This is a genomic window from Bythopirellula goksoeyrii, from assembly GCF_008065115.1.
In the GTDB taxonomy this organism is placed as follows: domain Bacteria; phylum Planctomycetota; class Planctomycetia; order Pirellulales; family Lacipirellulaceae; genus Bythopirellula; species Bythopirellula goksoeyrii.
The window spans coordinates 2,990,600-3,008,140 of sequence record NZ_CP042913.1; the positions used below are offsets into that span (position 1 = coordinate 2,990,600).

General features: G+C 53.6%; 11 protein-coding genes and 1 tRNA gene. 6 read left to right on the forward strand and 6 right to left on the reverse strand.

What is annotated here, in order from left to right; genetic code table 11:
• Positions 1–97 precede the first annotated feature (97 nt).
• Positions 98–1,423: a DUF1559 family PulG-like putative transporter gene (locus Pr1d_RS11840; RefSeq protein ID WP_148073723.1), complete on the reverse strand. Its 1,326-nt coding sequence runs from the start codon at positions 1,421–1,423 to the stop codon at positions 98–100.
• Between the two features lie 409 nt (positions 1,424–1,832).
• Between Pr1d_RS11840 and Pr1d_RS11845 the strand changes: the two genes are divergently transcribed.
• The 3 genes from Pr1d_RS11845 (at position 1,833) to Pr1d_RS11855 (ending at position 8,868) form a co-directional block, all read left to right on the forward strand.
• Positions 1,833–5,075 carry a PD-(D/E)XK nuclease family protein gene (locus tag Pr1d_RS11845; protein ID WP_148073724.1) on the forward strand — a complete coding sequence of 1,081 codons (3,243 nt, stop codon included), beginning with the start codon at positions 1,833–1,835 and terminating at the stop codon, positions 5,073–5,075.
• A gap of 101 nt (positions 5,076–5,176) precedes the next feature.
• Positions 5,177–8,704 (forward strand): UvrD-helicase domain-containing protein, encoded by a 3,528-nt coding sequence (locus tag Pr1d_RS11850; protein ID WP_148073725.1) that lies wholly within the window; start codon positions 5,177–5,179, stop codon positions 8,702–8,704.
• 80 nt (positions 8,705–8,784) lie between these two features.
• Positions 8,785–8,868 (forward strand) — tRNA-Leu (locus tag Pr1d_RS11855).
• 35 nt (positions 8,869–8,903) lie between these two features.
• On the opposite strand, the gene Pr1d_RS11860 is transcribed toward Pr1d_RS11855, so the two are convergent.
• A complete protein-coding gene (locus Pr1d_RS11860) occupies positions 8,904–9,878 on the reverse strand; it encodes a TIGR01212 family radical SAM protein (RefSeq protein ID WP_238476692.1) in 975 nt (324 codons plus the stop codon).
• A 171-nt stretch (positions 9,879–10,049) separates the two neighbouring features.
• Here Pr1d_RS11860 and Pr1d_RS11865 point away from each other — a divergent pair, with 171 nt between their 5' ends.
• Both Pr1d_RS11865 and rsgA read left to right on the forward strand, forming a co-directional pair.
• The gene (locus tag Pr1d_RS11865; RefSeq protein WP_148073726.1) at positions 10,050–10,541 is read left to right on the forward strand and encodes an FHA domain-containing protein; all 492 of its coding nucleotides are present in this window, start codon (positions 10,050–10,052) and stop codon (positions 10,539–10,541) included.
• A gap of 92 nt (positions 10,542–10,633) precedes the next feature.
• Positions 10,634–11,761: a ribosome small subunit-dependent GTPase A gene (gene rsgA, locus Pr1d_RS11870; protein WP_148073727.1), complete on the forward strand. Its 1,128-nt coding sequence runs from the start codon at positions 10,634–10,636 to the stop codon at positions 11,759–11,761.
• A 397-nt stretch (positions 11,762–12,158) separates the two neighbouring features.
• Here rsgA and ric read toward each other — a convergent pair whose 3' ends face one another.
• Positions 12,159–12,884: an iron-sulfur cluster repair di-iron protein gene (gene ric, locus Pr1d_RS11875; RefSeq protein WP_238476693.1), complete on the reverse strand. Its 726-nt coding sequence runs from the start codon at positions 12,882–12,884 to the stop codon at positions 12,159–12,161.
• A gap of 19 nt (positions 12,885–12,903) precedes the next feature.
• Positions 12,904–15,150: a nitric-oxide reductase large subunit gene (locus Pr1d_RS11880; protein ID WP_148073729.1), complete on the reverse strand. Its 2,247-nt coding sequence runs from the start codon at positions 15,148–15,150 to the stop codon at positions 12,904–12,906.
• 133 nt (positions 15,151–15,283) lie between these two features.
• Between Pr1d_RS11880 and Pr1d_RS11885 the strand changes: the two genes are divergently transcribed.
• Positions 15,284–15,706, forward strand: coding sequence for an RrF2 family transcriptional regulator (locus Pr1d_RS11885; RefSeq protein WP_148073730.1), 423 nt, complete (start codon positions 15,284–15,286; stop codon positions 15,704–15,706).
• Positions 15,707–15,720: 14 nt separating this feature from the next.
• On the opposite strand, the gene Pr1d_RS11890 is transcribed toward Pr1d_RS11885, so the two are convergent.
• Positions 15,721–16,782: a M42 family metallopeptidase gene (locus tag Pr1d_RS11890; protein WP_148073731.1), complete on the reverse strand. Its 1,062-nt coding sequence runs from the start codon at positions 16,780–16,782 to the stop codon at positions 15,721–15,723.
• A 52-nt stretch (positions 16,783–16,834) separates the two neighbouring features.
• Complete coding sequence (locus tag Pr1d_RS11895; protein ID WP_148073732.1) at positions 16,835–17,236, reverse strand: VOC family protein; 402 nt, start codon at positions 17,234–17,236, stop codon at positions 16,835–16,837.
• Between the last annotated feature and the right edge of the window lie 305 nt (positions 17,237–17,541).

The window sequence follows — 17,541 nt, forward strand, 5'->3', positions numbered from 1 at the left end:
GGGGACGACCCGGCTTGCGGCGATGGGATAAAAAAACGCCGTGGTGCGAAAGGGTTCACACCACGACGTTGTAAAAAACTAAACCAGGCAAAACTGCTTACGGCAGTTCCACCACTTCGCTACCGGCACGGGTTACCAATGCCAAGTAGACATTCGGATCAACATCTTCGTTGATACTCTTGCCATGGGCATCGGCAAACGCGTGTTGCACAGTACCGGGGTGGGCACTACTCGGACCAAATGTCCGGGAAGGAGTCGTAGTGCCATTGGCATGCGGATACCCCGCCAAGAAATAGGCATCGCCGGTTTCTTGAGGTGCATTGGCGCCAGTCTGGCCTTGCTTGGTCTTGTAGCTATTACCTACGTTCAAAGCAGTCCTACCAGTCGTACCAACGCTTGGATCCCAGCCTAATCTCTGGGGAGTATTGGCAACGGGGGGGTTCGGCCACTTTGTTACTTTGGGAGTACTGCCAGGGTCAACCGCTACTACATAGGCAGACAAACCACTAATCCATGAGGCATAGCTTTCCTCTCGGGATTCAGTAAACAAGATGGTGTTGGCCGTCCCGTCACGAATGCCGGCAAATGTCACACCCTTGGGACGTCGCTGCACTTCGTAAATGCTGACTGCAGCATTGTCGGGTGCGGCGGTAGCGGTGTTCTGAGCAAAAGCCAGCACACCATTACCAGCCAATTGCTTAGGATTGCTCCCTGAATAGCTGTCAAATAGAGTACCACCACTAGGTGCTCCTTGATCTATCGCCGGAGCTACACCATCCGTGTTGTAATGTGTAGAAGGCATGGCAACATAGTTACCGACGGCAATCTTTGTCTTTCCATTGCCATATGCCTGAGTCCCTTTGGCCTCATCACTACCGGGATAACTAGGGCATAGGAAGACTTCCAGCTTCTGTTGGTGGGCGTAGAGATCTTGATTGCCTGTTGCAGTCGTATTTCCCACTACATTAACACACGTGTTATCACCACCTGAGCCAAACGGTCCAGCCTTGAGTTGTATAGAACCATTTCCAGTGGTAGTTGGCTTTCCGCCAGTACGACCAGCAGGCAATGTCGCTTCGCGAACTCGCGTGTAAAGGTTGTTGGCTTCCATGTTCGGTAGAAGCTGGAACAACCAACTGTAGTGGTCCTGCTCTGAACCTGCTCTGAGATCCGTAGTGAGGGGGGCTGTCCTACCGCGGAAGAAACCGGTTGAAGCCAACGGGAACTCTTCGCTCTTCTTGTCCGCGTAGTTGTGGACACCCAAGGCGATGTTCTTGATGTTGTTAAGGCACGAATTCCGCCGTGCCGCCTCGCGGGCTGCCTGAATTGCAGGCAGCAACAACGCTACCAAAATACCGATGATGGCAATTACCACCAGCAGTTCGACGAGGGTAAATCCTCGTCTCTGACGTTTCGCATCCATAGTGATGCCTCCTCAAAAAAAGGAATGAGAAAGAAAGAAAAAAATAAGACGCCAAATTAATAACCCACAACAAAACTGCGTGGGCAGTCCCAAGCCGAATGGCAACCTAACCTGCACGCGCATCCATGAGTAAAACTCAAAGACATGCGGCGAAGACAAGTAGGAACCTGACTGGCTTTCCGCTACATGAATGAAGCGGTAAAAAGAGCGAGGTGCCTCCCATCTGCCCTGGGACTTCATTACCCTAACAGTTTACCCGAAATAGAGTTATGTTGTCAAATAGGTCGCTTTTTTGTCATCCCGAGGGAGTTTCACGACCGAGGGATCCGGTTTCTACCCCCTGCAACATCCATCGTCTACGGTTATGGCCCCATATTACTCAGTCGCCTAGGCTCCTTCGGAATGACAAATGAGCAGATTTCAGATCTCCAACTCCAAAGAGCAAGGTGTCAACCTAATATTAGGCCCCACCCGCTCCGGGAAAACCACCCGCTTGGCGGGCGAGTATGTGCATTTTCTTGCCGACTGGCAGCAGGATTGCCGTCAGCCGGGGGGAATCTGGATCGGGCCCAGCCAGGGGGCGGTCGGGCAAGTCCGTGACCTACTGGCCACCAAATGTGAGTCGGCGCTGCTGAACCCGCAGGTGGTAACCTTTGCCCGGTTTGCTGAGCAGGTCATCGCCCGTGGCCGCCGCCGCATCCGACCGATCGGACCGTGGGAGAAACAGCGGATCCTGCAGCAGTTGATCGTGTCGCTATTAGGGCAAGAGAAACTCAGCTACTTTGCCGCCGTGGCTCACACTCCGGGGTTTGTTCGACAAGTCGCCCAGTTCATCGGCGAACTGAAACGACGAGACGTATGGGCGGAGCAATTTCGCCAGCGAGCCCGCTCAGATCGCGACCGCGACATCGGAGTGATCTATTCGGCTTATCAGCATTTCTTGACCTCCCAGGACTTGTACGATGCCGAGGGCCGTTTTTGGGCAGCACGCGAACAGCTGCATGCGGAGAGCGACGCGCAGTGGGGCCTGGTCGTGGTGGATGGGTTTACCGATTTCACTGCCGCCCAGCATGACATCTTGCGTCTGTTGGCTGAACGGTCGGAGCGACTTTCCATTTCCCTGTTGGCCGAGGCAGCGGAGGGAGCCTCCTCTCCGGGGCGAGAATTACTCTTTGGGCGAACGAAAGAAACCTTACTGCGATTGCAAGGCTCGTTGCCCACAGCGCAAACGGAGTTTTTAGCACAGAGTCGGAATCAATCTCCGGGGATTGCCCACGTCGAGCGCCAACTTTTCCGCGACGAGCAAGAACTTAGCAATCAACCCACGGGTCTTGCGATCCTGGCCGCCAATAGTGTGCAGGGCGAAATCCAGGAGATCGCTCGTCGCATTAAAGTGTTGCTTCTCTCTGGTGACACCCAGCCGGAAAAGATCGCCGTCGTATTCCGCAATCTGGACGAGGTTGCTCCAAGAATCAAAGAGGTCTGCGCTGATTTTGGACTACCCTACTGGTTAGATTCTCAAGCAACACTCAAACAAACGCCACTAGTGCGCACCTTGCTGAAAATACTCCGACTACAAGAAAAAGACTGGCCTTTCGACTTGCTCCTAGATCTAACAGCAACAGCCGCGACGCAACGCATCGCCGGAGAAGTGGCAACAAGCTCAAATTGGCGAGTCGCAGCCGAGCGAAGCATCCGCCGCGCGCAACTCCCCGCCGGCCGCACATTGCTGATGGAGCAATTGCGATTGTGGTCTGACAGTGGAGAGCAGCCTTCGCAAGAGTCTCAGGACGCGGCAATTGCTTTGAAGATTTTTGAGTCACTCGAAGGGATGCTGGGGGAATTGCCGGCCCACGCACGACTCTCCACGTGGATTCGGCACTTGGAACGACTAGTGGTTGCATTCGGAATTGCCGGGCCTCATTGGGAATCCTTGCGGCATGCCCTCGATGTCACCTCCGCGAAAGATGTGCAACTCGGCGTGGCGGAAGCTGAGCTTAGCGTTGCACAGATATTGCACCTGGTGGAACAGATTGCCTCGGAGATTCCCCAGCGCGTGACACACGACTCGATCGGTCAGGTACGCTTTCTTTCCGCCGCGAATGCACGCAATCTTGAAGTGCGTCACCTCTTCCTAGCGGGACTGAGCGAGCAATCCTATTCCAGCGGTGAGAGTTCTGCGCGACTCTACAGCCAGCAGGAGCTAGGGCAGTTTATCTCTGACGAGCAGAACAGAGGGCCGACACCTGAAGAACAGGCTGGCGATGCAATGCTTTTGTTCTATGAGATGGTGACCCGGCCGAGTGAGACTCTTACACTTAGCTATCCGGCTCTCGACGACAAAGGGCAAGCAATGTCGCCGAGTCCCTTTTTGACGGAGCTCGAGCGTTGTTTTGCAGAGGGATCGATTTTCAAAGTCACGATGGCCGTCGGCGAACTCGCAAGCGAGGTTCAAGCCCCGCTGAGCCGTAGCGATTGGCGACTAACCGGGATCGGTTCAGCTTTGGCTGGTGATCCCAAGTGGCTGGCCGGACTAGCCAAACTACCAGTGGGGCAGGCGATACTGCATGGGGTCGAGTCTGTTGGTCTGCGAAGTCAACGCGATATGTTTGGTCCCTACGAAGGAATCTTAGCAAGTGAGAATGTCCGTGTAGCACTATCGAAGCAATTTAATGAAGAACATTTGTGGAGTCCAAGTCGGCTGGAAACCTATGCGACCTGTCCGTTTCGTTTCTTCGCTGGGACAATATTGAGGCTTGAACCGCTTGGCGAGATAGCCTTGCGCAGCGATCACCTCCGGCGTGGGAGTTTGCTGCACCAGGTACTCGCGGCAGTGCATCAACAGCACGGCAAGCCACCAGCTGCCGCGACCGAGCCCGAACTGATTTCGAGGTTTAGTTCGGCAATGGAGCGGATCATCTCCGAGAATCCGCTTGGCGGCTTAAATGAAGCGCTTCGCGAAATTGAACGGCGGGAGGTCCTCACTTGGGCACCCCAGTATGCCAAGCAGGAAATGCAATATCAGGATAAGTGGAAGTCGTTCGACCAGCCCCTGCACCCCGCGCACTTTGAGGTGCGGTTTGGCCCGCTCAAGTACAACGGTAGCGACGAATACCAAGATACGCTTTCTCAACCAGTACCATTCATCTTGGACCTGGAAAACGAGCAGATTCAGCTTACAGGTCAGATCGACCGCATCGACATGGGCCAAGTCCACGGTGTAACGGTATTCACGATTATTGATTACAAATCGGGACAGGGGGTCAAACTAAAGCCCACAGAGATGGAAGCAGGCCGCCAGCTGCAGTTGCCACTCTATGCACTTGCTGCTGAGAAGCTTCTACTGGTCGATCAACATGCCAAAGCACTGGCGACTGGTTACTGGAACATCAAAGACACAGGTTTTGCCGGTGGTCGCGATGGTCCCTTCGAATTCCGCACCCCGACGAAGTCTGGCCTGGAGGATTCTCCCGGTTGGGATTCGCTCCAATCGGCAATTCTCGCGAGGATCGAGGAAATGGTCCACGGAATCCGAGCGGGCGAATTCCCCGTCTACAACGAGAATCAACAATGCACCGCATCCTGCGATTTCAGCAAAATCTGCCGCGTAGCACAGATTCGCAGTTTGGAGAAAGTGTGGCCCCAGGACTGATTTACAAATCCCCCTCAGCCGGAGGCACACATGCCTCCGGGATAACTCCCGGACCGCGTGGCGGTCCGGCTAAGATTTCAATCCATTAAGTTTCACTCGCTATGACCTCATCCACTGTTTACACAGACGAACAACAGCGTGCGCTCGATGCGTACCAGCAGTCGGTTGCGTTGTCAGCAGGGGCTGGCTGCGGAAAAACGTTTGTATTGACCGAGCGATTTCTTTCCTATCTCGACCCACGTGTCCTGGAGCCGACCGCGGAACTGGACGAGCTGGTAGCCATCACTTTTACCGATGCCGCCGCGAGGGAAATGCGAGATCGGATTCGCCTCAGTTGCTACGATCGTTTAAAGGTGGCGACTGCCGTTGACGAACAGCAAGCATGGCGACGGTTGTTGCGGATTCTCGACACGGCTCGCATTAGCACGATTCATTCCTTCTGCGGATCGCTTCTGAGGAGCCATGCGGTTGAAGCGCAGCTTGATCCGCGATTCGAACAACTCGACGCGGCCAGCGCCGATCTCTTGCGACTGCGAACCCTCGACGATCGCTTGCGGCAGTTGTTACTGAAACGCGATGAAGCAGTAATTCAACTTGCCACGCGATTCGGACTCAGCAAATTGCGAGAGCATTTGGTGGGTCTGCTCGGCAAAGATTTGAGTGGTGTCGTGGCGAGTTGGCTAGAAGCAACTCCCGACGAAGTAATTGCAGCTTGGAAGAAGTACTACAACCAGAAGACAATTCCTCTGGTTATACAGGAATTGCTCGATGCCGCTCCAATACGTGATTTGCAAACAATCTGTGAGAAAGGTGGGTTTGCAGCTGATGAATTGCAGGCACATTGCTCACGGATTCTGGCAATCCTTCGAGAATTACCCGAGTGTGACAACCCTACCCGCCTACTCGACGAACTGCAGTCGTTGGCTCGTGTCCAAGGAAACGCTGCGAAGAAGAAAAACTGGATCGACGAAAGTGACTTCGAGAGTTTTCGAGATGCATGCAAAGCAGTACGGGATGGAGTCATCAAGAAGTCCATCCTCTACAAACCATGGAACGAAGAGCAGTTGCAGGATACGGCAAATGCCGGTCTGGCACTTCTGGCACTCGCCACCGACGTAGCCCGTTGCTATGAGTCAGCCAAACAAGAACGCAATGTGCTGGACTATGACGACTTGATGCACAAGGCACACAGTCTATTGACAGCGCCGGAGTTTGCCGCGGCGAGAAAGAATCTCGCGGACAGTACGAAGTTGCTCTTGGTCGACGAGTTTCAGGATACCGATCCGGTTCAAGTCGAACTTGTAAAGGCCTTGTGTGGCGACGGGTGGGCAGGGGAGGGGTTGTTTGTCGTCGGTGATGCCAAGCAGTCGATCTACCGATTTCGTGGTGCTCAACCTGCCGTGTCTCGGCAGCTGCGAGAGCATCTACCTCCAGAATCTCAGTTGTCGCTCACCACTAATTTCCGCAGCCAAGGGGCCGTGCTAGATTTCGTGAACGCGCTCTTTTGCGATGCCTTTGAGGAAGAGTACCAACCCCTGCGACCGAGCCGCGAGCAGCAGACTCCCCTGCCAGCAATCGAGTTTTTCTGGGCAATAACCGATACCAAGGAAGATGATTCTATACCCGCGCAGCTTAGAGGGGCTCAGCGAGACCGTTACCGAGAAGCACGCTTTGTTGCCCGACGATTGGCAGCGATGATCGACTCCGAAGATTCACTGGTTGTCGAAAATAACTCGCTCAGGCCTGTCAAGCAGGGGGACATCGCAATCCTGTTTCGGACACTGAGCGATGTGCAAGTCTACGAGGAAGCGCTTCGTGAACAGGGGCTCGATTATTATCTCGCAGGAGGACACGCGTTTTACGCCCAACAAGAAGTCTACGATGTACTGCACCTCTTGCGGAGTGTGTGCAGCGTTGCAGATGAACTGAGTTTGGCAGGGGCGCTGCGGAGTCCACTCTTTGCGGTGGAGGATGAAACCCTTTTTTGGCTGGTGAACAAGCATCGTTCCCTTCAAGCGGCTTTGATGTCACCAAACTCGATTAAAGAACTTTCGCCTGTCGAGCAGGCCAAGGTGACTCACGCCGCCAACACTTTCCAAGAACTTCGGGATCGCAAGGATGATTTATTGGTGGCTGAGTTGCTCACTCTTGCCATCGAGTTGACGGGCTACGATGCCACGTTGAGAAGTGAATTCCTGGGAGAGCGAAAGCTGGCCAATCTGCACAAACTCGTCGAGCAGGCTCGTACACTCGACGAGCTGAACCCCGGCGACTTGAGTGGATTCGTCACCCAGTTGACCGAGTTTGTGGCTCGGGCTCCCAAGGAACCTGTTGCCGCGACAACCGCTGAGGGAGATGTGATCCGCATCATGACGATCCACAATGCGAAGGGGTTGGAATTTCCTGTGGTGGTCGTTCCTGATCTAGAGCGCAAACGCCCCAGTAGTAAACAAGATCCCGTGTTCGACGAGGAGCTTGGACCGTTGGTACCCTCGAGTGATAGTTCCTGTGTCGGTTGGGACCTCTATCAGCAAGCCGAAAAGATTGAGGATAATGCCGAGCGGCTTCGCCTGCTCTATGTGGCCTGCACTCGCGCAGCCGACTTTCTCATCCTTTCAAGTAGCATCAAGGACCTCAACAAACCGTCGAGCGATTGGCTAAAGTTTCTCGATGAGCGATTTGACTTGGCAAGCGGCGATTGCATAGCTGATTTGCCTGAAGGGTACATGACTCCCCAAATTCGCGTGACGACTAATGAGCCGGTGAGCGAACGAAAGCCGGCCCGTCGTACACGTGGGGCAGATCTCTTGAAACTGGTTGAGAAGACATGCAAGATGGCAGTGCAAGACAAAGGAATCGTGCCTGAGGGAGTCGGCACGATACCTCTCCACCTGAGAGCTCGCCAGCGTTTTTCTTTTTCCAGCATATCCGGCAAATTGCAGAAACAGATTGTCCGAGCGGAACCGGTGATAGGCGAGGAGGCAATTGATGCCCCCACTTTCGATCCACGAGATTTCGGCACCTTCGTCCATGAGGTGTTGGATCAGGCTTTCGAAAAAAGGGGTCAGAACTCTTTTTCGGAAAAGAGTTCTGACCCCTTTGTCGAGTCTGACCTCTTCTCTGAGTCTGATGTACACGAATTATGCGAATTCCTCGCGCCGTCGCACTTGAAGCAGAATGTCGAAGAAGCCGCGGCCGAGGCCGCCAACTTGGTGCAGAGTTTCTTGCATTCACCCCGCGCCCAGCAAATGGCTTCGGCTCGTTGCCTGCTGCGAGAAGTGGAATTTCTCCTTCCTGGCGAACTGGTCAGCGATACGCTCGCTGGGCGTTACTTGGAAGGGATTATCGATTGCTTGTATCAGGACGAGTCCGGGAACTGGCATCTACTGGACTACAAGACTAATCAAGTCACTGCCGCCGAGGTACCGGCGGCGGCTGGGAATTATGCCATGCAAATGTTCGTTTATGGACTGGCATGTGAGCGGGCGTTGGGCGTACGGCCGGTAGAGAGTGTCCTCTATTTTCTGCGTCCGGCAGTGGAACACGCATGGGTGCAGAGCAAAGAAGAGCAAGCGGGATTAGTCCAAGAGGTGTGTCGTGGCGTGGAGGACTTGATTACTGCAAAGTAGCAGGCACTCTCAGTGCGCCTGCTACTTTCCTAGCCTCCCCTTGCCAAACTTACCCAATTCTGAGATTGTAAACTCTTCAAGCCGGTGTGGCGGAATTGGCAGACGCGCATGGTTCAGGTCCATGTGACCGCAAGGTCGTGGAGGTTCAAATCCTCTCACCGGTACTTGATTCTTAAAAAACCGGCGACAAAAGGACTCACTATCCTTCTGAGTGCCGCTTCCCCTGCCAGGAATTCCGGTGGGTGAACTCCGCTTCGATGGCTCGCTTGACTGCCGGTTTATCGAGACACCACTCGGGGCCGATAAAGTAGTCCGGCGGGGCGTCGCCACTAATTCGTTCGACAACCATCGTAGGGGGCAGTAGTTCAAGGAAGTCGACGACCGTCTGCACGTAGTCGCCTTGACCCATTAGTTGGACCTCCCCTGCGGCCACTTGGTCGGCTAAGGGCGTGTTCTTCACGCAGTAGAGATTATGGATTTTCACCGCGTCGATGTTCACTCGCGCGAGTTCTCGGGCAGTGGCCAGCATGTCGTCGTGGGACTCTCCGGGAAGTCCGAGCATGACATGGGCACAAATCTCGAATCCGCGGCCCTTGCTTCTTTCGACGGCATCAAGAAACGAATCGTGGTGGTGACCACGATTCATCCAATCGAGTGAGCGGTCGTGCATCGTCTGCATGCCATACTCCACGGAGAGATAAGTCCCACTGGCAAGTTCTTGAAGAAGCCCCAATACTTCATCGGGCACACAATCGCTACGCGTTCCGATAGCGAGGCCGACTACTTGGGGATGGCTGAGGGCGGCTTCATAAAGTGGGCGTAACCGCTCGACGGGGGCATAGGTGTTGGTAGCGGGCTGAAAATAAGCGAGAAAGTGATCGCAACTCTTGTACCGATTTCGCATCCGGACAATGCTCTGGTCAATTTGGCCGAGGATGTCTGCTCGTGGGAGCCGCCTGCTAGGGCTGAATGACCTATTATCGCAAAAGGTACAGCCTCCTTTGGCTACCGTGCCATCAACGTTAGGACAGGTAAATCCAGCGTCGAGGCTTACTTTCTGAACACGACATCGAAACCTTTTCTGGAGGGCGTGGTTATAGGAATAATATCGCAGGCCAGCATCGCGCCAGGATGGCCGTAAATCCCTATCCAGTAGCAGGTTAGTTGACTTCACGTGGTGATCTGCTTAAATTAGAGGAAGGCCAGAACCTAGTATTCAGATGGTTTTAGAAACTCGACGCGAGGGTTGGCGAAGTGGCTTTGCGCTCCGTCTTCCGGTCAATTAATCTCCCCCGTTAACGTTTATCATTGGGGCACGAATCATTTTCCGCAAGAGTGTAATCTTATGTATGGTGAATTAACTCCGCTCGGTGGCGGCGATCCAATACCTCTCTTGAAGAAACAGTTGTTGATCGGCCGCCGCGAAAGTTGTGACATCGTTCTCCGTTTTGCCAATGTCTCGGCTCACCACTGCCGGCTGGTGCTCAATGGCGGATATTGGTACATCCGCGACATGCAGAGCCGCAATGGCGTGAAAGTCAATGGCATACGCGTCCAAGAGAAACGTGTTGACCCGGGGGACAAGCTTTCGGTGGCGAAGCACGATTACGAACTCATTTACTCGCCAGCTGATCTGGGGGCCGTTGGTCCTCCACCCGCAGACGACTTGCCCAACGAGATCATGACCGAATCGTTGCTTTCCCGTGCTGGTTTGAAATCTTCGGATTCGAGAGAGAAGGCTCCGCAATACGCAGGCAAGAAGGCCGACGGATCATTCCGCCGATACGATGTCATGGACGATGATGAGCAACTCAAAATGCCGGATCGACCGGTATGAGCACTTTGCTCGCGAAAATCTATTTCCACTTCAACGCCCAGGGATTCCATTCCTTGGGCGTTTTTCTTTCTGAATAAAATCTCTCTGTTGGCATGGGCAAGAAAAAACAGCGCAAGGTTCGAGCTGATCTTAGAAAGAATCGCAATGTGCGCACTCGCAGCAACGATCTAACGCGTGAGTTTGCTAGCGATGAAGAGTCCGTGGCCGATCTTGCTTCTGGGCAAAGCGTGAGTGGCAAAGGAGACCTCACCCGCAAACGGACGGTGGCCGATGCTGAAATTGACGAAGAGGGACTCGTCTCGCCGGCAGTCGATACCTCGGTCTGTAGCGAAGGACGTGTGCTGCGAGTACAAGGGTTGGTGAGCATGGTGCAGTTTGCCGATGGCAACGTGCGGCAATGTGCGACCCGTCGCCTGCTCAAGACGCTCAGCACAGACCAGCGGCATGTGGTTGCAGCTGGGGATCGGGTTTGGGTGCGGCCTTCAGGTGCTGACGAAGGGATCATCGAACGGGTTGAACCTCGCAAGGGGGTGTTGAGCCGCAATAGTCGCGGTCGTCAACATGTGTTGGTGACAAACGTCGATCAACTCCTGATCGTCACTAGCGCGGCCCAGCCGCGATTGAAACCGAATTTATTGGACCGATATCTGGTCACTGCCGAACGGGCCCAGATTGAGCCAGTCATCTGTATCAACAAGGTGGATCTGATCGATCGGGGTGAGTTGCAACCGCTGATCGGCGTCTACAGCCAACTCGGCTACCGGGTGCTCCAAGTTTCAGCCACGGAGGGTTGGGGAATGACCGAATTTCGCTCCATTCTTAAAGGCCGCTCGTCGGTTTTGACAGGCCAGAGTGGCGTCGGAAAATCAAGCTTGCTCAACATCATCGACCCAGAGTTGGCACTCCGGGTGCAACAGGTCAGCGCCGAATCGGAGAAAGGCAAACACACAACAACCACCTCCGAATTGATTCCCCTTTCGATGGGTGGGTTTGTGATAGACACCCCAGGAATCCGACAGTTTCGCCTGTGGGATGTCGTCCCCGAAGAAGTGGCGGGCTTCTTTCGCGATCTGCGACCGTACGTCAGCCACTGTCGCTACCCCGATTGCACGCACACCCACGAGGAACCCTGCGCCGTAAAAGACGCCGTTGCCGAAGGCGCGATTGATTTCCGCCGCTACGAGAGCTACTTGCAAATTCACGCAGGGGACGACGCTTAAGAAACAGGACCAGGAGTGCGAATTATGTTCTTACCCTTGTTTCTGGGAAGCAACCTGTTGCAAGAAAGCCTCGATCAAAGCATCCTGTTCTTCGTTTGACCGAAGCAGTGCGTTCTTCTTCACTACCAAATCATGCAAGCGATTGTGCATATCGACATGCTCTTGGAGTACATTAAAGACACCAAGACTGCACTCAACCGGGCATCCATCAAAAATCCACACTTCCCGCCTAGAAAGCTTTTTTAGAAAGTGAGGACTCGCAGCGCCTAGCCGGATAGGAACGACATCTCGTCGATGCCGCGACGGTCCAGTTCCCGTGCCAACTATTCGGCTTCTTGGCCGGCATTGGAACATCCCGAGCAGGCAAACAGCAAAGGAATTTGCTGCGACATTGAGTTTACTTTGCAGCAACAGCTCGCGATTCTTCCAATTCAATCGCTCTAGGAAACAAGACATTGTTTTCTTTGTGGATATGCTGGTGCATGTCGAGCTCCAATTCACGTAGTCCATCGAGCATCGCCCGATAGGTATTGCAGGCACCCTTGGGGACGGCATACTCTTGTGTCAATTCGCGGATCTGAGCTAGCCCATCCCCCGCGTTATCGTGCTCCTGTTCCATCGCACGAATCGGATTGGCGACAGTGCCGAACACGAACGAGGGGTTCTCTTGCGATTGTTCGAGCTGACGAATGGCAGGGAACAGCACCATCTCTTCCTTGAACATATGTGGCTCAAGCTCTTGATGCAGATTGGTGAAAACTTGTTGGATCTGTGGCAACTCTTCATGGGTTGCCCCATGCGCATTCACCACCTTGGCGATCAAACCATTCAAACGGGGCAATTCAGTCTTGAGATAGGCATGATGCGTTTGCTCAATGTGGTCAGATAGGTCGGAGAGTGAAGCGGTGAGCCAGTCTTGTGTTGTATCGTCGATCTGGTGGATGACTTGCTCGATTTTCTCCAGGACCTGATGAGGGTCGAGCTTTCGATCCAAGCAGGCCTGTGCCAGTGGTTTACCGCCACCACAGCAGTAGTCGATATTGAGTGACTCGAAGACCCGCGAAGTTTGAGGATGCTGGGCAACCCAGCTACCGACGGATGAACTTAGATTTGTTTGTGTCAAGGAGAGCTCCATTTCAAATTCAGGAAGGATTGGAAGTAGATTGGAGTTGTTGTTTGCGAAATGAATGTCCTGTTTTCAAACCTGCCACAAAAACAACGAGCGCAACGGCACCAAGGAAGAATAAGGTGTCGCCTGGAACACGCATCCAGCGAAGGTTCTGCATCAATGGCGATTGCATGAAATCGGAGCTACGGGCATACCAATAGCCATGCTCAACCGATGCTGAAGTCTGCATCAGGCCTACCGGAAGCAGGCTTAAGACGCACATTGCCATGAGCCCACCATTCAAAGCCCAAAAGGAGAACCGCAGCAATCCTTCTTTCCACTCAACTCCTGGGATCAGAACCCGCAGGCAGATAAGCATTAGGCCGATGCCCAGCATCCCGTAAACGCCAAAAAGTGCGGCGTGCCCGTGGAGCGGAGTCGTGTTCAGCCCTTGCATGTAATAGAGGGCAATCGGCGGATTGATCATAAAACCAAATAATCCAGCACCGATCATGTTCCAGAAGGCTACCGAGATGAAAAAGTAGATGGGCCACTTGTAGTGACGCACCCACTGCGTGGTTTTTGATCTACGCAAGTCCTCCGTCGCGTCGAAGCCGACGAGGACCAACGGAACGACTTCCAATGCACTAAAGACCGATCCCCAGGCGAGCGCTACGGTCGGTGTTCCCGAAAAATACAAGTGATGGCAAGTTCCAATGATGCCGCCCGAGAGGAAGATCGTTGCTGACAACAAAGCCGCTGCCGCCGCAATGCCTGGACGGATAAGATTTAATCGCATGAAAATGAATGCAATGACGGTTGTAGCAAAGACCTCAAAGAAGCCTTCCACCCAGAGATGGACTACCCACCACCTCCAATACTCGACTATCGAGAGGTGAGTGTGCTGACCCCATGTTAACCCTGCCCCATAGAACAAGGCGATGGCCGTGGTGGAAACTGCCAACAGAGCGACAAGCTGCTTTTGCTCGCCCTCTTTTCGCAGGGCGGGAAGAAGTACTCGAATCATCAGGAAAAGCCATAATAGCAGCCCAGCAAATAGCGCGAGTTGCCACACACGTCCCAAGTCCACATACTCGTATCCCTGGTGACCAAAATAGAAGGACATGGTGTCGCTCAACTTGTTTTGGACGCTCAACCATTCTCCAGCCAATGAGCCGGCAACGACAAGCAACAATGCCAGGAACAGGATGTTGACGCCTAATCGCTGCCCCTTGGGTTCTTGTTCACTTACCAGGGGGCCGATGAATAGCCCGGCTGCCAGCCAGGCGGTGGCGATCCAGAACAAGCCGATCTGAATATGCCAAGTTCGTGTGACACTGTACGGAAGCCATTCCGAGAGAGGAAACCCGTAGAATCCATCACCTTCTACTCCATAATGTGCAGTGACTACCCCCAGCAACATCTGCAGCAGAATCATGGCCGAGACGACCCAGAAATATTTGATCGTCGCCTGTTGGGATGGAGTGGCTTCCCATTGACCAAGTGGGTCCGTCTCTGGTGCCAGCGGTTCTTCCTCATCACTACGACGAGACGCATACCACCACGCCATGGCGGAGATTCCTGCCAGTAACATGATGATGCTCACTCCAGTCCACACTACGGCGTCACCCGTTGCTCGATTCCCTACCAGAGGCTCATAGGGCCAATTGTTCGTGTAAGTAACGTGGTCGCCAGGGCGGTTGGTCGACGCTGCCCAGGAGGTCCAGAAAAAGAATGCCGATAGCTGTTTGAGTCGTTCTGGATCGGTAACGGCACCCGCATGGATGGCGTAGTCCGAATTGCCCTTGGAGAATACTTCCGAGTAGTGCTCCAAGTTTGACTGAAACGCTTCGGCCCGAATCGGGTCAACCGTGATCGTCCCGGTTGAGGGATCGTACGAGTTGGTTCGCATGCTTTCTGCCAACCGCCCGCTCAGTTGTGCCTGTTGTTCTCCGTCGAGTTCCGCGAAATCTGACTTAAAATCATCTTGCGCCCAATGATCGAGGATGAAGACTGCCTCACGGTGCAGCCAATCGGCCGTCCAGTCGGGGGCGACATAGCTTCCGTGGCCCCAGACCGAACCGACTTCCATTCCTCCGAGCGATTGCCATACGTTTTGCCCTGCTTGAATCTCGCCTTTATCGATGGCGATTTGGCCCTCAGTCGTCACGACTTGATCTATCAGCGGTGGGACCTCTTGATAAATGCGGACGCCAATCCATCCGAGTACCGCAAAGGAGACCACCATTACCAAGCCAAAAAAGAGCCAAAGTTGTTTCATGACGAACCTCGTAAAACCTTATAACCAAACGACTTATCGCATCCGATAAATAATATATGTCTACATATAGAATAGTCTTACGACTTGAATTCTTTATGTCAAGGTGTAGTATTGGAGTGGAGGTAAAAATATCATGTTGCCAAAAACTGCCGAGTATGCACTTCGTGCTACTGTCTGGTTGGCCCGTACCCCGGAGAGTGCTGAGTCAGCCGACCATTTGGCCGAGGCGATTCAGGTTCCTCGGCGCTACCTCCACAAAGTATTGCAAGACTTGGTGAAAGCCGGATTTGTGCGATCCCAGTCGGGTCCCGGGGGAGGATATAAGCTGGATTGCGATCCTAGCAAAATCAGTATTCTGGACGTGGTCAACGCAGTTGGAACTATTCAGCGGATCGAAAGCTGCCCGCTTGGCTTGGAGTCCCACACAAGTCTCTGCCCATTGCACCGCGAGTTGGATAATGCGTATGCCACTGTGGAAGCAGCGTTTTCTCGAGTAACAGTTGCAGCATTGCTCGACAATTCAAGCAACATCCCACCTCTTTGCGAATGCTCATAGCCGAGGGGGGCAGCTTACCGCGGAATAAAACAAGTGTCTGCCGTCAGCTTGTGGGCGAAAGTCGCCAGCAAGTCGGCACACGCATCCAGGTCGTCCAAGGCAACCGTTTCCACAGCACTGTGCATGTAGCGATTGGGGACACTCACCAAACCTGCCGCGACACCAGCTCGGGTAAGCTGAATCTTGTTGGCGTCAGTGCCAGTGCCGCGGCCACTGGCTGCCCATTGGCAGGGGATATCGCCATAATCGGCTGCCTCGCGAAGACGGTCTACGACCACTGGGTTCATATTCGGACCCCGATAGATCACGGGCCCTCCGCCGAGCTTAACATCCCCCTCTTGAGTCTTGTCGATGGTGGGGCAATCGGTCGCATGGGTAACATCGACCGCAATTCCAACTTGGGGATTTACTCCATAGGCACTCGTGTGGGCACCGCGGAGGCCGATCTCTTCTTGTACTGTCGAGACAGCGAACAGGGCCACTTCGAGTCCGCGCTTCTTTGCTCTACGCAAAGCCTCCATACAAACCCACAGACCAGTTTTATCGTCCATACCAGGAGAGTTGGCCAAACCGTTGCGCATTTCTTGGTACCCAAGTTCCAGCGTAACGGGATCGCCGATCTTGATGATCTCTGCGGCTTCTTCTTTGGATTTGGCACCGATGTCGAGCCACATGTCTTTGGTTTTGACTACCTGCTTGCGTTCCTCTTGATCGAGCAAGTGAATGGCCTTTCGCGAGATGAGCGCCGGAATGGGACCGGAGTCCGCGTGGACCGTCATCCGCTGGCCGATCAACTGTTGGGGATCCCAACCACCAATTGTGTTGGTGTAGATAAATCCCTGATCATTAATATGTGTGACCAAGAGACCAATCTGGTCGGCATGACCGGCGAACATCACTCGCAGAGGAGCGTCTACATTGCAGCCTGCAATCACATTGCCATGCAGATCCGTTGTCACTTCATCGGCAAATTCCTCAGCATAGTTGCGGACAAGGCGTTGAACAGGTTGTTCGTAACCAGAGGGACTGGGGGTTTCCAAAATGGACTGAAAAAACTTTTTGGCTGAAGCTTCCATCAAATATCCCGTTCTGAATAACTGTTTGAATTTGTTAGGTGATTGGTATTAGTTACTTACGAGGAGGCCACTCGCCGAGTTCTAGTAAGTTGCCATCCGGATCTCGGAAAAACAACTGCCGGTAGCCATAGTCTGGCAGTTTCTTTTCTACGAAATCAATTCCGAATTGCTCGAGTACTGCGATGGCACCGTCGATGTTCTGGCAACTGATGGCGAAATGAGGATTGAGAGTATTCATTCCCTCGCTACTGGCTTGATGATCCGCGCGGTGAATCAAGTGAAGCATGACTCCAACATCCTCATGCACCAACCAGCGACCGTCGAACGAAAACGAAGGGCGTGCTATAGCGTGAAACCCCAGTACTTCGCAATAAAACCGCTCCCCCCGCGCAGGATCGGTCGTCAGCAATGCCAGGTGGTCCATGGGGGCAAGTTGGATCGAGTTCGCTGTCATCTCGTGCTTTCGAGGGCGGCATCATTGCCAGAATTGCTAGCAAGATCTTGGTAATATTTGATGATTTTAACGATTTTCTGGCCAACCGCGAGTCACCCTGCCGATAAACCACGACGAATATCCTCTTGTTTCCTGCCCGGTTCGATCAATTGGGGGGACTTGAGAGCTTGCAGATTCAAACACGCAATTGTTGGAGCACTGATAACATGTCCCCACGAAATCTTCTCTGTCTGGTTTTTGCGGTTGCCTGTGCCTGCCAAGTTGGCTGTTGTGGGTGCCTGAGTGGGGCGCGTTGTGGAAGTTGC

Coding starts and splice junctions, on each gene's coding strand:
- Pr1d_RS11840 (WP_148073723.1), bottom strand. CDS start 1,423: ATGGATGCGAAACGTCAGAGACGAGGATTTACCCTCGTCGAACTGCTG.
- Pr1d_RS11845 (WP_148073724.1), top strand. CDS start 1,833: ATGAGCAGATTTCAGATCTCCAACTCCAAAGAGCAAGGTGTCAACCTA.
- Pr1d_RS11850 (WP_148073725.1), top strand. CDS start 5,177: ATGACCTCATCCACTGTTTACACAGACGAACAACAGCGTGCGCTCGAT.
- Pr1d_RS11865 (WP_148073726.1), top strand. CDS start 10,050: ATGTATGGTGAATTAACTCCGCTCGGTGGCGGCGATCCAATACCTCTC.
- rsgA (WP_148073727.1), top strand. CDS start 10,634: ATGGGCAAGAAAAAACAGCGCAAGGTTCGAGCTGATCTTAGAAAGAAT.
- Pr1d_RS11880 (WP_148073729.1), bottom strand. CDS start 15,150: ATGAAACAACTTTGGCTCTTTTTTGGCTTGGTAATGGTGGTCTCCTTT.
- Pr1d_RS11885 (WP_148073730.1), top strand. CDS start 15,284: ATGTTGCCAAAAACTGCCGAGTATGCACTTCGTGCTACTGTCTGGTTG.
- Pr1d_RS11890 (WP_148073731.1), bottom strand. CDS start 16,782: ATGGAAGCTTCAGCCAAAAAGTTTTTTCAGTCCATTTTGGAAACCCCC.
- Pr1d_RS11895 (WP_148073732.1), bottom strand. CDS start 17,236: ATGACAGCGAACTCGATCCAACTTGCCCCCATGGACCACCTGGCATTG.